This is a genomic window from Ochrobactrum sp. WV_118_8 (assembly GCF_039631535.1).
In the GTDB taxonomy this organism is placed as follows: Bacteria; Pseudomonadota; Alphaproteobacteria; order Rhizobiales; family Rhizobiaceae; genus Brucella; species Brucella anthropi.
The window spans coordinates 2,007,207-2,021,412 of record NZ_JBDIUZ010000002.1; the positions used below are offsets into that span (position 1 = coordinate 2,007,207).

A 14,206-nucleotide genomic window follows, 5' to 3' on the forward strand; every position below is an offset into this window, starting at 1 on the left:
GCAAATGGACGGGCAAGAAAGTGATGTCGGGCAAGCCGGTGAAAACGCAGCAACAAACGGAGAAAGGTGAGAGTGAAAGCCTTCGTTTGGGACAATTGCGCTTGCTTATCGCTCTTGATGCACTTCTTGTGGAAGGCAGTGTTGGCGGTGCTGCCAAACAGATGGGGTTAAGCATTGCGGCTATGAGCCGACTGCTCGGACAGATTCGCGAAAAGTTCAACGACCCCATTCTGGTTCGCTCCGGCCGAAACATGGTGGCCACCCCGAAAGCCGAGGCGCTGCGCGGGCGTTTACGGCGGTTGGCGAATGAGGCCGAAACGCTGTTGAGTTTGGACTTTACCGAATTGCCGAAGTCGAGCTGTACCGGGCATCACGGGTGGAAGCGAAGCGCCATTGTAACACCGCCGCCGCTCGGAATCCGTAAGGTTGTTGAGCTTGAAAACCATCCGACACCAGAGCAGCTTGCAGCACAGTTCGCCAACATCCAGGACGAAAACGATCCGGCCAGACGACTAGCGAAATATATCGCTGTTGTAGGGCGAAAAGCCGGGCACACCCGTCCGCTCGAGATGTCTGAGGCTGATGATGCATTCACGACGATCTTTACGGGTAATGCCGATCCGATGCAGATCAGTGCGTTGCTGCGGCTCATTCACTATCGTGGGGAAACTGCACCGGAACTTGCTGGCATAGCGCGAGCAGCGAGACGAATTTATTCCGTGGAGGCGGGCTTGAACATGCCAGCGCTGGACTGGCCAGCTTATCTATCGCCGAATTCTGTGCAGTCACCGTGGTTCATGCTTTCAGCCTTGCTGGTCGCGCGGGCTGGTTATCCTGTTGTCTTACACGGTAATTGTGGCACAGGTGAAATCTCGGGCAAGCTTGAGATAGCGGCCGAAGCTATCAATCTCCCGATCGCGACATCACATTCGCTCGCAGAAGGTGCATTAAGAGCGCATGGCATCTGTTTTATGCCGTTGGCCGGTTTCGCTCCTCAGATTCATGCGCTGATGGCGCTTTACCCACTGTTCGAGTCGCGTTCATCGATGAATAGCCTCGTTCATTTGCTCAATCCGATGAATCTCAAGGCATCGTTTTTGGGGGTTACACAGCCCACATATCGTGAGTTACACCGCGATGCGGGCGTACTTCTTGATATGCCTTCTATTTCGGTAGTTTCGACCAGCCGGGACGTTGCCGAGTTAGTTCCGCATCGAACGCATACGATCCATAGGCTTCTTAATGGTCGTGAAACAGATTTATTGCTTCCGACCCTTTCCAAGGAAAGTGGTGACAAGCATTCGAGCTTCAGTTCATTCGAATACTGGTATGGCATCTGGTCTGGCGCGGCAACGGACAAACGTGCAGAAAATACAATCGTTGCGACGGCTGCCATGGCGATGATGACGGCCGCCGCCGCAGACAACGAAAGCCATGCGCAATTTTTCGAGAAAGCCGAAGAGCTCTGGCGAAATCGCCACAGCCGGGCGGCGGCGTGATTTGGAAGTAGTTGCGATTGTGGAACGTAAAACTGTTTCACGTCCGGCAGAATTTGAAAAAGCTTTCTCTCGCTCGTTCGAGGATGGCAAGTCCATGCTTTGTCCACTAATTTTGTAGGCTTTATCTTTCTCCCCGTGAATTCGATTGCAACAGGGGAGCTTCGATGGTCAATCAGGTACTCGGCGAGGCGGGGACGTCTATTTTTGAGGCGATGTCGCGACTTGCTGTTGAGCGTGGAGCCATCAATCTGGGGCAGGGATTTCCAGAAGGCTTTGAACCGTCCGAACTCCTTGATGCCGCTGCTCGCGCTCTTCTTGAAACTTCACAACAATATCCGCCCATGATGGGGCTGCCGGTTCTCCGCCAAGCTGTCGCAGAAAACGCAAGGCGATTTCTCGGTATTGACGTAGACTGGGAAAGGGAAGTTCTAATTACGTCCGGCGCTACGGAAGCGCTCGCCGATACGTTTCTGGCGCATCTGGATACGGGCGACGAGGTTATCTTGTTCGAGCCGGTCTACGATGCTTACGCTACGCTTATCCGCCGTGCAGGCGGGAAGGTGGTGCCGGTACGGCTGAAACCACCTCATTGGGAGCTACCGCGAGAGGAGCTGGCAAAAGCCATTTCTCCACGGACGAAACTCATTGTCGTCAATACGCCGATGAACCCAATCGGCAAGATACTGGATCCAGATGAGCTGGACTTTCTCGCCGAACTTGCGATCAAGCATGATCTCGTGATCGTTTCGGATGAGGTCTACGAACATCTCGTCTTCGACGGTCACCCGTTTCATTCTATGTTCGGTGTTGAGAAAGTCCGCGACCGTGTCGTGCGAATTGGCTCCGCTGGAAAGAGCTTTTCATTGACAGGATGGAAGGTCGGCTATGTGACAGCTTCCGCGAAGCTTCTCGCACCGATTGCTCGTGCTCATCAGTATGTCACTTTCGCCACGCCGCCAGCATTGCAGTCGGCGGTTGCGGTTGGGCTTTCGTTACCTGATAGCTACTTTGTCGGCCTTCGGACAACGCTGGCATCGCGACGGGATCTGCTGGTTGAAGGGCTGAAATCTGTAGGTTTTGATGTCGTAGCTGTCCCTGCCACCTATTTCGCGGTGGCCGATATACAGTCGCTCGATCATGGCGGTGACGATTTCGATTTTTGCCGACGGTTGACGCTTGAAGCAGGTGTAACCCCGGTTCCTATCTCATCTTTTTATGGTGCACGCGATGTGCGCAGCCATGTCCGTTTCTGTTTCGCCAAGGGCGAAGAAACGCTGCGGGAGGCCGCTTCACGGCTGGTCCAGTGGAATAATGAGCACAATTGGCGCGCGGCATCATAGGCGCGCCCGAAAATCACTGCAGGGAAAATAAGATGCATTCAGTTTCATTTTTGCGCGGTGCAGTTTCCGCAGCACTCTTCTCAGTGCTCGTCGCTTCACCGGCGCTTGCGGAAAAAATCCGGTTTGGTGTGACTTCGGGGCCGCATGCTGAAATCGCCGAAGCACTCGCGCCCGTTGCCAAGGCAAAGGGGCTGGATATCGAGATTGTGGAGTTTTCGGACGGCGCACTGATCGACCCGGCGACAAATGATGGCGATCTCGACGTCAATGGCTTTCAGCATACACCTTACTTCGATCAACAGAACAAGGATCGAGGTCTCAATCTCGTTGCTGTTGGCGGACGTACTGTCTTGCTGCCAATGGCTGGTTACTCACGCAAGTACAAATCTCTAAGTGAGCTGCCAGAGGGCGCACAAATCTCCATTCCCAATGATCCGAGCAATGCAGGCCGTGCCTTGAAGCTTCTTGAAGCTGGCGGCGTTATCAAGCTTACGCCGGGTGTAACTTTCAACGCAACTGAACTCGATATTGTCGATAATCCGAAAAAGGTCAAAATCATACTGATGGAAACGGCCCAGCTTCCACGGTCGCTGGAAGACGTGGATTTTTCCGTCATCACTTCACATTTTGCGCTGAGTGCCGGGCTGGTTCCGACCCGTGATGCGATCCTGATCGAAGACCAGTTATCCGATTATTTCTGCCTGCTTGCTGTCGCGGGAAAGAACAAGGATGCCACGTGGGTCAGGACGCTTGTCGAGGCTTATAAATCTCCTGATGTCAAAGCCTTCATTGAGAAGAAGTTCGATGGCAATATCGTAGCGGGTTGGTGACATGAACGTGCTCGTACGCAGCGGACCTGTGTCGAACGCCGTATCGGACGATACAAACCCGGCACCGTCAATCATCGACATACGTTCGCTGACAAAGACCTATGACACGAAGGCCGGTCCGGTCATCGACAATGTCTCGCTTCAAATCGCCAAGGGAACCATTCACGGAATAATTGGTCGTTCAGGCGCTGGAAAAAGCACGCTCGCGCGTTGCCTGAATGGTCTGGTGCACCCAACCGGAGGACAAGTCGTTGTCTCCGGGCGAGAGATCACAACGTTGCGTCAAGGCGAATTGCGACAGGTTCGGCGTGAAGTATCAATGATATTTCAGCATTTTAGTCTGCTGTCTTCACGAACTGCTTTTGGAAATATCGCCCTGCCATTGGAGCTCACAGGCGTTGATCGCAGCACCATAAGAACCCGCGTGAACGATTTGCTTGATCTGGTGGGGCTCAAGGGAAAGGCCGATGCTTATCCATCGGAATTGTCTGGTGGTCAGAAACAACGTGTGGGTATCGCGCGCGCATTGGCTCTGGAGCCGAGCATCTTGCTGTCGGATGAGGCGACGTCGGCGCTTGATCCCGAAACCACGGAGCAAATTCTTTCACTATTGAAAGATATCAATCGGCGACTGGGGCTGACGATTGTACTCATAACGCATGAAATGGACGTGGTGCGCCAGATCGCAGACCATGTGACGGTTCTTGATGGCGGCAAAGTCGTTGAAAGCGGAGCGACCTTCGACGTTTTCGCCTTTCCGCAAACACCGATCGCCCGATCATTTCTAGCTAGCATCGTCGCCCACGACCTCCCGCCGGAGGTATCGCAGCGGGTGCTTCCACAACCAGTTGTTGGGTCGGATCCGGTTCTGCGCATTATCTTTTCCGGTGAAGCCGCGCATGCGCCGGTCGTTGCGACACTCGTGCAGCGCTTTGGGATAAATCCGAACATACTGCATGGACGCATAGACTATATCGGCGGCAGACCACTGGGCGTCATGACACTCGTCGCTGAGGGTGGTTCCACCGATCTTACCGACGTCCGCAATTATCTGTCTTCACTCAATCTTCATGGAGAGGTCATCGGTCATGTTGTCCGATCTGCTTTCGCCGGCACTCGTCGGGCTCTTGCTTGAATCGCTGAAGCAGACGGCCATTATGGTGGCCGCATCTGCCATTCTGTCGACATTAATTGGCCTGCCGCTCGGTGTTGCACTGGTTGTTACCAGTCCGGGCCAGTTTCTTGAACGACCGGTCTTCAATCGTATTGCTGGCACTGTCGTCAATCTGGTTCGATCCACGCCATTCATCATTTTGATGGTGGCGATCATTCCCTTGACGCGCCTGATTGCCGGAACAACTGTTGGCACCTATGCGGCCATCGTGCCACTGACCGCGGCCATCACACCTCTCTACGCACGGCTCGCCGAAACGGCGATGCGTGAGGTGGACCACAGCCTGATCGAGGCTGCGGAAAGCATGGGCGCAACACCAATTCAGATCATCTTCAAGGTACTCTTGCCTGAAGCGCTACCAGGGATCATTGCGGGGCAAACGGTTACGCTAGTCAGCCTTGTCGGGTACTCGGCGATGGCAGGAACAGTCGGCGGCGGTGGACTTGGCGATCTCGGAATTCGCTTCGGATATCAGCGCTTCATGCCGGAGGTCATGGTGGCCGTCGTCATCATCCTGGTTGTGATCGTGCAATCCATCCAGATCACGGGCGACTACGCCGTCCGTCTTGTCAACCACCGTGTGGCGCGCAGCCGTCGTTCCCGCTGAGAGTTTTTCAGGAGCTTCCGATGAATATACATACCACCCCAATCAATCTGCCTCTGCTTGATTTGTCCCGTTTCAACGGCAGCGCCGAGGAGCGCGACAGTTTCATTGAGGAGCTGCGCCGCACTCTTCACGAACATGGCTTTTTCTATCTCACGGGACATGGCGTCGATCCGAAACTCGTGGAGGACGTGGTTGCAACGGCGAAGACGTTCTTCGCACTTCCAGCGGAAGAAAAACTCAAGATAGAAATGGTGAAGTCATCGCATTTCCGCGGTTACAATCGTGCCGGCCTTGAACGGACGCGTGGCGAGCAGGATTGGCGCGAACAGCTCGATATCAACACGGAAGCAGAACCTGCCGAGATCGGTCCGAATAGCCCGGCATGGAAGCGTTTGATCGGCCCGAACCAGTGGCCGGAAGCACTGCCCGAACTTAAGCCATTGTTGCTTGCTTATCAGGCCGAGGTGACACGCGTTGGCATTGATATTCTCAAGGCCATCGCGGCGGCTTTGGGACAGCCGGAAGACTTTTTCGCCCAGATCTATGAGCCGCATCCGTCTCAGCTCCTAAAGATTATCCGTTATCCGGGGCGCGGTGTGGCGGAAAGCGAACAAGGGGTAGGAGCCCACAAGGACGGCGGTTTCGTTACTGTTCTGTTGCAGGATGTTGTCCCCGGTCTGCGCGTTCAGCGGGAAGACGGTGAATGGATCGATGCGCCTCCGGTTCCCGGCACTTTTGTTATCAATACGGGAGAATTGCTTGAGCTTTCCACCAATGGATTCGTGCGGGCAGATGTGCATGGCGTTGTCGCGCCGCCAGCCGGTGTGGAACGCTTTTCCGTCGCCTTTTTCCTGGGCGCCCGATACGATGCAATCATCCCTGTTATAGATTTGCCGGATGAGTTGAAGACCAGGGAGCGCGGCGTTACTGTTGATGCGCTAAATCCAATCTTCCGAGAGGTCGGTGCAAATAATCTCAAAAGTCGCCTCCGGTCCCATCCTGATGTTGCGCGTGCTCATCATGCAGATTTGCTGACACCCGAACAATTGGCGGATCGCTCGCCCGGATCGGCATATTGACAGGTTGGTCGTCATTTTCCAGGGCGTCGTGGTCGTGCTGACGAGGATGCCCTGTTCACCCCATCCCTTGACGGCTAATTGTGCTGGTCTCAACAGTCGTCAAGGAACGAGTTCGGGGGTACGTGGTTGATCCAGATTGTTCCGGATCATGCGACACCCTCACGAGTGACCGCCGCTCATGTTTCGCTTTTTCGCTAACATTTATAAGCTGCGATTGCTGACAGGTGAGCGCGGCAGCTATCATTATGGTGGAAACCTTTTATCATTTTGCCAAGCGGATGCCGGTCTTTTTTTCAAAAGTTTCGGCAGATTGACCGTGTAGTTGTCATTTTGAACAATTTGTTCCCACGAAATTTAACAAATCCACGGCTTGATCGTTCAAAGCATCAATGGAAATCTCCCTGCACTTATAAAAGCGTGAAGTAGGGAGGGGATCGCTGAAATGCCTGTAATGCCCAAATTGTGTGCCGATACCATAGTTTATAACGGCACGATCTGGTGTGGATATGAAGAGGGCACAGTCGAAGCCCTAGCGATCTGGCAAGGCAAGGTGCTTGCTACGGGCACCAAGGATCAAATCTGGTCTTTGAAGGGCGATAATACGCGTTTGATCGATCTGAAAGGGCGCTTTGCCACACCCGGGCTGAATGACGCTCACCTGCATCTCATTTCGATTGGGTTGACACTCAAGTGGATTGATGCGACGCCGCAGGCGGCCCCGACATTGCAAAGCCTGCTTGACGCCATTCGGGAACAAGCTGCTTCCGCACCTCCCGGGGCATGGATCAGAGCACGCGGCTATGACCAGACCAAGCTCGATGTCGGTCGCCATCCGCATAAGTCGGAGCTTGATGCTGTTGCTCCAAACAATCCTGTCATGGTGGTACGCGCATGTGGCCACGTTTCGATCTTCAATTCGAAGGCATTTGAACTGGCGGGTATCGACGAAAATTCCCCGGTACCGGATGGCGGCTTGATCGAGCAAAAGAATGGTACTTTGACGGGGATGGTTGCAGAAAATGCGCAAGGCGCCGTCCGCAAAGCGATCCCCAAGGCAACGACGGAAGAGATGATCGAGGCCATTGAGGCCGCAGGCAGTCTTCTCCTTTCCTATGGCATCACCAGCGTTATGGACGCCGCTGTCGGTCAGGTCGCGGGCTTCGATGAAATCCGTGCCTATAACCTCGCCAAACTCGACAAGCGCTTGCCGGTGCGCACCTGGCTCGTACTGCTCGGCGATCCGGGACCTTCCATTGTCGAAGAATGCTACAAAGCAGGCCTTGTTTCCGGTGTCGGCGATGACATGCTGACAGTCGGTGCCGTCAAGATTTTCCTTGATGGATCGGCGGGCGGACGCACTGCATGGATGAGCAAGCCGTATCTCGGCGACGACGATAATATAGGTGTCCAGATATTGCCGGATGCAGAACTGGAAGCGCTGGTGCTCGATGCCCACAAAAAGGGTTATCAGTTGGCTTGCCACGCTATCGGCGATGCAGCGATTGGACAGCTTATTACAGCCTATGAAAAGGCACTCGCAGCGCATCCCGATCCAGATCGCCGCCATCGTATCGAACATTGCGGATTCTCTACGCCGGAACAGCATGAGCGGATGAAGAAAGCCAGGATTTATCCTTGTCCGCAACAGGTCTTCATATACGATTTTGGTGACGCCTATATTTCTGTTCTTGGCGAGGAACGCGCTCTTTCAAGCTATCCGCTGAAAACTTGGAAGGATCTGGGCTTTAAGCCTGCGACTGGCAGTGATTCACCGGTCTGCCATCCGAACCCCTATCCAAACATCTATTCGATGCTTACGCGCGAAACGGGTAAGGGAACGGTGATGGATACCCGCGAATGCGTGACCATCGAAGAGGCCCTGCAGGTTTATACGGAGTTCGGTGCTTTCTCTCAGAAGCTGGAGAATGTGAAGGGCAAGCTTGTACCTGGGCAGGTTGCTGATATTGCGGTCTTTTCACGCAATATGCTCACCGCGAAGCCGGAAGAGATTCTCAACGACACGCATTGTGTTCTTACCATGCGTGACGGTGAGGTCGTATTCGAACGGTCGTGAGTTAAATGCTCCCGGTTTCCGGGGGCAATAAAAAGAATTGAAGCGTAAACGCTTCGGGGCGATTTCGGGCAGCGAGGTTTCGACAGAGCTGCCCGAAGAACGGTTCATCTGAATCGCAAGAATGACATTTATGAAGGGGAACAACATGAGAAAATTTGCATTGCTGGCAGCGCTGTCCGCAGTCCTGCTGGCCGGAACGGCGGCTTACGCGGCGGACGAACCACGTTCGGGAGGCGTCATCAATTTTGTCGCGCCCTACGGCGACAGCTTCTCGACGCTCGATATTCAAGCATCGCCTGCCACACAAGACGAGTTCTACGCCAAGGCGATTCACCGTACGCTCTATGATTGGGATGCTGATCTCAACAAACCTGTACTCGGTCTTGCAACTGATGTGACTGTGTCCGACGACAGGCTCGTCTATACCTACAAGCTTCGTCAGGATGCATTTTTCCACAATGGCAAGCCTTTGACGGCAGACGACATTATCTGGAGCTATACCCGGATCATGGATCCGAAAAAGGCATTCCCACCGGCACGTTACATCGCCGAAATCAAAGGAGCGGAGGAATATACGCAGGGCAAGGCCAAGGAAATTTCCGGCCTGAAGAAGATCGATGACCATACGCTCGAAATCACGCTGAAACAGCCAATTGATCCGGGCTTCCAGTTCATGCGCAACAACACTGCCATTTACCCGGCAGGTGAGGGTGATAGCGAAGAGTTTCAGCGCCACCCGATTGGTCTCGGACCTTATAAGTTTGCGGAATATGTTCCCGGCTCTCGCCTGACAGTGGAGAAGTGGGACAAGTACTACGAAAAGGGCAAGCCCTACGCCGACAAGATCAATATCATGATCATGGGTGATGCGGCCGCGCGCGACGTTGCGTTCCGCAACAAGGAGATCGACGTAGCCGTGCTCGGGCCGGCACAATATACCGCCTATCTTGCCGATCCTGAACTGGCAAAGAATATGGTCGAGGTAGCTGAGGTATATACGCGCGCCGTCGGCTTTAATCCGGATTTCAAGCCGTTCCAGGACAAGCGCGTTCGTCAGGCAATCAACTACGCCATCGATAGCGATCTCATCATCAAGCGTCTCGTCAAAGACAAGGCCTATCGTGCTGTTGGTTGGCTGCCGAACTCATCGCCAGCCTTCGACAAGGATGCGAAGCCTTATCCGTATGACCCTGAAAAAGCAAAAGCTTTGCTTACTGAAGCTGGGTATCCCGACGGCTTCGAATTCGAATTGACGGCAACGCAAAACGAGAGCTGGGGCCTGACCATCGTTCAAGCGATCATTCCGATGCTCGCCAAGGTCGGTATCAAGGTGAAGGCAAAGCCGGTCGAAGCGTCAGTGCTTGCGGATGTAGTTCCGGCTGGCAATTTCCAGGCCTATATGTGGTCGCTCGAAAGCGGTCCGGATGCACTGACGGCGATGCAGTGCTTCTATTCCACAACCCCACAATCTGCGTGTAACTACCAGAAGTTCTCGAACGCAGAATTCGACAAGATTGTCGATGAGGCAAAGGTGGCGAAAACCGAAGAAGAGAAGAACGAGCTTCTGAAGAAGGCCAACAACCTGTTGCAGGAAGAAGCGCCGGTCTGGTTCTTCAACTACAATAAGGCTGTCATGGCACATCAGCCATGGTTGCATGGCCTGCAGCCGAACTCGGCGGAGCTCGCCGTTCAGTCCTATGAAAAGCTGTGGGTTGATGACACGGTTCCGTCCGGTCGCTAATTCTGGCTGATCTGGATCGGCCCGCTCGTTATCGGGCGGGCCACTGATCCCCTTTGCTCCAGCGTAGTTTACGCTGATCCGAAAGGAGGACCATGTGCTCTATTTTATTTTTCGGCGCGTCTTGCAGATGATACCGACGGTCGTCGCTGTATCACTGCTGATCTTCATCATTTTCAGTGTTGTTCCGGGCAGCATCGCTTCTGGCCTAATTGCCAATGGCAAGGGCATGAACGACCCGAAGATGGTCGAAAAGATCACTCAGGAATTTGGCCTCGACAAGCCTGTCCATGTGCGTTTCGGCAATTATCTGGTTCAACTGGCACAGTTTGATCTTGGTACGTCCTATCGATCAAGACAGCCGGTTGTCTCGCTTATTCAGGAGCGCATGTGGCCAACATTGAAGCTCGCTTTTGCGGCTATGGGGTTTGCGATCCTGATAGGCGTACCGCTTGGGTTTCTCGCGGCACTTAAACCCGGAAGCCTTCTCGACAGTGTGACGATGATAGGCGCAGTCTCGGGCCTCTCGCTACCACAGTTCTGGCTGGGCCTGCTGGCCATGTATCTCTTCGCACTGACACTCGGATGGTTGCCGAGTTTCGGCTATGGCGATGGAGGCATCAGAAACGTCATTCTGCCTGCGCTGACGTTGGGTGTTGCGCCATTGGCGTTGCTGGCAAGAACAACGCGTGCAGCCGTGCTTGAAGTGATGGGCGCTGATTTCATTCGTACCGCCCGCTCTAAAGGCATGAGCAGCTTTCGCTTGGTGAAATGGCATGTCATGCGCAATGCGCTGGTGCTGATTATCACGACAATCGGCTTGCAATTCGGATCGATGATGGGGCAGGCCGTGGTGGTGGAGAAGTTATTCTCGTGGCCGGGCCTTGGTTCCTTGCTGATCGATAGCGTTTCGCTGCGCGACATTCCCGTGGTGCAGGGGGCAATTCTCGTAATCGTGTTGTGGTTTTTGGTCATCAATACGATCGTTGACATTCTCTACGCGGTTATCGACCCGCGCATAAGCCACGAGTAAGCCCATGAAGCTCCGTTTCAATCTCGTATTTGGCGGGTTCGTGTGCATCGTAATCGTAGGCGCTGCCGTATTTGCACCATTGCTGGCGCACTATAATCCGGTTCTCGATGCCGATCTGATGAATGCAGAACTGCCACCCGATGCACAATTCTGGTTTGGCACTGATGCCCAGGGTCGTGATGTTTATTCGCGCATCCTTTATGGTGCGCAAGTGTCTTTGACCGTTGGTGTCGTCTCGCAATGCATCAACACGGTTATTGGTCTGTGTTTTGGCATTTCTGCCGGTTATTTCGGCGGTTGGTGGGATGATTTCGTCAATGGTCTCACTAATCTCATGCTGGCAATTCCGTCGCTGATCTTCGCGCTGGCAATTATGGCGGTCCTCGGCCCCGGTTTGCCAAGCCTTCTGCTCGCGCTTGGCCTGACGAATTGGTCCTGGACTTGCCGCATTGCGCGCAGTTCGACCCTTTCACTAAAGAAGCAGGGCTATATTCAGGCTGCCAAGATGCTTGGCTATAGCGATGCGCGCATCATGATCACGCAGATCGTGCCAAACATGATCGGACCGATCCTCGTTATCGGCACTCTTGGAATGGGCGACGCAATTCTCGCAGAAGCAGCACTTTCCTATCTTGGTCTTGGGATCAGTCCACCGGATCCAAGCTGGGGCAACATGCTCACTGATGCGCGTGAGTTGATCGTGAACGCGCCTTGGGCTGCCGTGTTTCCCGGTTTGGCCATCTTCTTCACGGTGCTTGGACTCAATCTGTTCGGCGACGGTCTTCGCGACTGGCTCGACCCGCATATGAGGACGCGCAAGGTATGAGCGAACAAGCACTTCTTGAGGTAGAGAACCTCCGGATCGATATTGTTTCTGGTTCGAGCAAGCATAACGTGGTCGAAGACGTATCGTTCACTATCGGAGCCGGCGAGACATTCGGACTGGTTGGAGAGTCTGGCTGCGGAAAGAGCATCACTGCACTATCGATGATCGGATTGCTGCGCAAACCACTGTCGATAACGGATGGCGTGATACGCTTCAAAGGGCAGGATTTGCGGTCAATGTCGTCGCGTGAAATGCGCAAGCTGCGCGGCAATCGCATAGCGATGATCTTTCAGGAGCCGATGACTGCTCTCAATCCGTTGTCGCCTGTAGGGCGGCAGATCGCGGAAATGTTCGTGCTGCACCAAGGTGCTACTTGGCACGAGGCGGAGCGCAAAGCGATCGAAGCGCTCGCCAGTGTTCAAGTTCCTGCGCCAGAGCAACGTGTGAAGAACTATCCACATCAGATGTCGGGCGGTATGCGCCAGCGTGTAATGATCGCTATCGCACTCGCGTGTGATCCAGATTTGCTGATCGCTGACGAACCCACGACCGCGCTTGATGTGACTGTTCAGGCGGAAATTCTTCGTCTGATGCAAGAGCTTTGCACTGCACGAGGAACTTCTGTCCTGATGATTAGTCATGATCTTGGTGTCATCGCGAAAATGTGTCGTCGCGTGGGGGTCATGTATGCTGGGCATCTAGTCGAGCAGCGCATAACAGCAGGCCTGTTCCACCACCCGGCTCATCCTTATGCGCATGGTCTTCTGGCCTCTCTACCGCAGCTCGGCTCACGACAAAAAGCAGGTCAGTTGCGGCTGCAGGAAATCGAAGGCGTGGTACCCTCCATTTCCGCTTTTCCAAAGGGCTGCAGGTTCGAGCCGCGTTGTACGCGCGCGACTGATATTTGCCGTGCGCAAAAACCGGGCTGGACGCCACTTGAAGATGCCGGTGTGGTGAGGTGTTTCCATCATGAATGACATGCATTCAGCCAAACTAGCAGAACCATTGGTCCGCATCGACGATGTCTGCGTTTACTTCCCGGTGAGCGGCGGCATTTTCAGTCGCTCAAAGCAATTGCTGCGTGCCGTCAACAATCTCAGCCTGACCCTCAACAAAGGCGAGTGTCTTTCGATTGTTGGAGAGTCCGGTTGCGGTAAATCTACGCTTGCACTCTCCCTCGTCGGCTTGCAAAAGCCGACGAGCGGGCAAATCTATTTTGAAGGACGACCGATCACCGGAAAGGACGAACCGTCGCGGCTGGAACGAGCAAAGATGGCGCAGATGGTCTTTCAAGATCCGTTCGCTTCACTCAATCCGCGCCAGACAGTCTATACGTCCCTGGCGGCGCCCTTGCGACTTCACGGTGTGACCTCGCGCAGCGAAGTCGATGGGCGCGTCGAGGAAATTCTGCGTCTTGTCGGTTTGAAGCCCGAGCAGGCAAAGCGTTTTCCGCACGAGTTTTCGGGTGGGCAACGCCAGCGCATCGGCATAGCACGCGCGCTGCTGCTCAATCCGAAAGTTATCGTGCTTGATGAGCCTGTTTCGGCGCTCGATGTTTCGATCCGGGCTCAGATCATCAATCTGCTGCTGGAACTGAAAGAACGGCTCGGTCTCTCTTATATCATGATCAGCCATGATCTGAGTGTCGTAGAGCATATGAGCGACCGTGTGGCGGTTATGTATTTCGGGCAGATTGTTGAGAGCGGACCGTGGGATCGGATATTCTCGAACCCGACGCATCCCTATACACGGAGACTGATTTCGGCCATTCCCGATCCGATGACGGAATTGACGGGCGGTCGGCTGCTCGACGATACAAGCCCACCGCAAGCACCGGAAGGTTATGCATTCTACCCCGAAAGCTTTGGCACGCACGATGTTCATGAAGTGCCGCCACGGACACAATTCATCGATATAGGCGGGGACCATCGCATTCGCGTTATCGAGAAAGCTTGAGTATCAAGTAAAAAACTAAAAAGCGCCGCTAACCGGCGCTTTTTATTGTC

General features: G+C 54.1%; 12 protein-coding genes. All 12 read left to right on the top strand.

Annotated features, from left to right (window positions below):
• Positions 1–23 precede the first annotated feature (23 nt).
• Positions 24–1,499, top strand: a complete 1,476-nt coding sequence (locus tag ABDF71_RS23665; RefSeq protein ID WP_151663102.1) for a glycosyl transferase family protein — start codon at positions 24–26, stop codon at positions 1,497–1,499.
• Between the two features lie 164 nt (positions 1,500–1,663).
• Positions 1,664–2,839, top strand: a complete 1,176-nt coding sequence (locus ABDF71_RS23670; RefSeq protein ID WP_036587372.1) for an aminotransferase — start codon at positions 1,664–1,666, stop codon at positions 2,837–2,839.
• A 32-nt stretch (positions 2,840–2,871) separates the two neighbouring features.
• On the top strand, positions 2,872–3,669 hold the full coding sequence (locus ABDF71_RS23675) for a MetQ/NlpA family ABC transporter substrate-binding protein (protein WP_036587369.1): 798 nt from the start codon (positions 2,872–2,874) through the stop codon (positions 3,667–3,669).
• Between the two features lies 1 nt (position 3,670).
• Positions 3,671–4,804: a methionine ABC transporter ATP-binding protein gene (locus tag ABDF71_RS23680; protein WP_151663101.1), complete on the top strand. Its 1,134-nt coding sequence runs from the start codon at positions 3,671–3,673 to the stop codon at positions 4,802–4,804.
• Complete coding sequence (locus ABDF71_RS23685; RefSeq protein ID WP_151663100.1) at positions 4,758–5,450, top strand: methionine ABC transporter permease; 693 nt, start codon at positions 4,758–4,760, stop codon at positions 5,448–5,450. The genes ABDF71_RS23680 and ABDF71_RS23685 overlap by 47 nt, the downstream gene beginning before the upstream one ends.
• Before the next feature lie 20 nt (positions 5,451–5,470).
• Positions 5,471–6,529 (top strand): isopenicillin N synthase family dioxygenase, encoded by a 1,059-nt coding sequence (locus ABDF71_RS23690; RefSeq protein WP_151663099.1) that lies wholly within the window; start codon positions 5,471–5,473, stop codon positions 6,527–6,529.
• Between the two features lie 451 nt (positions 6,530–6,980).
• Positions 6,981–8,603, top strand: coding sequence for an amidohydrolase (locus ABDF71_RS23695; RefSeq protein WP_369522077.1), 1,623 nt, complete (start codon positions 6,981–6,983; stop codon positions 8,601–8,603).
• Positions 8,604–8,748: 145 nt separating this feature from the next.
• Positions 8,749–10,344, top strand: a complete 1,596-nt coding sequence (locus tag ABDF71_RS23700; protein WP_151663097.1) for an ABC transporter substrate-binding protein — start codon at positions 8,749–8,751, stop codon at positions 10,342–10,344.
• Between the two features lie 94 nt (positions 10,345–10,438).
• Positions 10,439–11,374 (top strand): ABC transporter permease, encoded by a 936-nt coding sequence (locus ABDF71_RS23705; protein WP_010658972.1) that lies wholly within the window; start codon positions 10,439–10,441, stop codon positions 11,372–11,374.
• Positions 11,375–11,378: 4 nt separating this feature from the next.
• Positions 11,379–12,200, top strand: coding sequence for an ABC transporter permease (locus ABDF71_RS23710; RefSeq protein WP_012093150.1), 822 nt, complete (start codon positions 11,379–11,381; stop codon positions 12,198–12,200).
• Positions 12,197–13,177, top strand: coding sequence for an ABC transporter ATP-binding protein (locus ABDF71_RS23715; RefSeq protein ID WP_010658970.1), 981 nt, complete (start codon positions 12,197–12,199; stop codon positions 13,175–13,177). The genes ABDF71_RS23710 and ABDF71_RS23715 overlap by 4 nt, the downstream gene beginning before the upstream one ends.
• Positions 13,170–14,156 carry an ABC transporter ATP-binding protein gene (locus ABDF71_RS23720; RefSeq protein WP_010658969.1) on the top strand — a complete coding sequence of 329 codons (987 nt, stop codon included), beginning with the start codon at positions 13,170–13,172 and terminating at the stop codon, positions 14,154–14,156. Before ABDF71_RS23715 ends, ABDF71_RS23720 begins: the two co-directional genes overlap by 8 nt.
• Positions 14,157–14,206 lie beyond the last annotated feature (50 nt).

What these genes read in the sequence shown, in the direction of transcription:
- ABDF71_RS23675 (WP_036587369.1), top strand. Translation starts at nt 2,872, where the DNA reads ATGCATTCAGTTTCATTTTTGCGCGGTGCAGTTTCCGCAGCACTCTTC.
- ABDF71_RS23685 (WP_151663100.1), top strand. Translation starts at nt 4,758, where the DNA reads ATGTTGTCCGATCTGCTTTCGCCGGCACTCGTCGGGCTCTTGCTTGAA.
- ABDF71_RS23720 (WP_010658969.1), top strand. Translation starts at nt 13,170, where the DNA reads ATGAATGACATGCATTCAGCCAAACTAGCAGAACCATTGGTCCGCATC.
- ABDF71_RS23670 (WP_036587372.1), top strand. Translation starts at nt 1,664, where the DNA reads ATGGTCAATCAGGTACTCGGCGAGGCGGGGACGTCTATTTTTGAGGCG.
- ABDF71_RS23700 (WP_151663097.1), top strand. Translation starts at nt 8,749, where the DNA reads ATGAGAAAATTTGCATTGCTGGCAGCGCTGTCCGCAGTCCTGCTGGCC.
- ABDF71_RS23665 (WP_151663102.1), top strand. Translation starts at nt 24, where the DNA reads ATGTCGGGCAAGCCGGTGAAAACGCAGCAACAAACGGAGAAAGGTGAG.
- ABDF71_RS23710 (WP_012093150.1), top strand. Translation starts at nt 11,379, where the DNA reads ATGAAGCTCCGTTTCAATCTCGTATTTGGCGGGTTCGTGTGCATCGTA.
- ABDF71_RS23695 (WP_369522077.1), top strand. Translation starts at nt 6,981, where the DNA reads ATGCCCAAATTGTGTGCCGATACCATAGTTTATAACGGCACGATCTGG.
- ABDF71_RS23715 (WP_010658970.1), top strand. Translation starts at nt 12,197, where the DNA reads ATGAGCGAACAAGCACTTCTTGAGGTAGAGAACCTCCGGATCGATATT.
- ABDF71_RS23680 (WP_151663101.1), top strand. Translation starts at nt 3,671, where the DNA reads ATGAACGTGCTCGTACGCAGCGGACCTGTGTCGAACGCCGTATCGGAC.
- ABDF71_RS23690 (WP_151663099.1), top strand. Translation starts at nt 5,471, where the DNA reads ATGAATATACATACCACCCCAATCAATCTGCCTCTGCTTGATTTGTCC.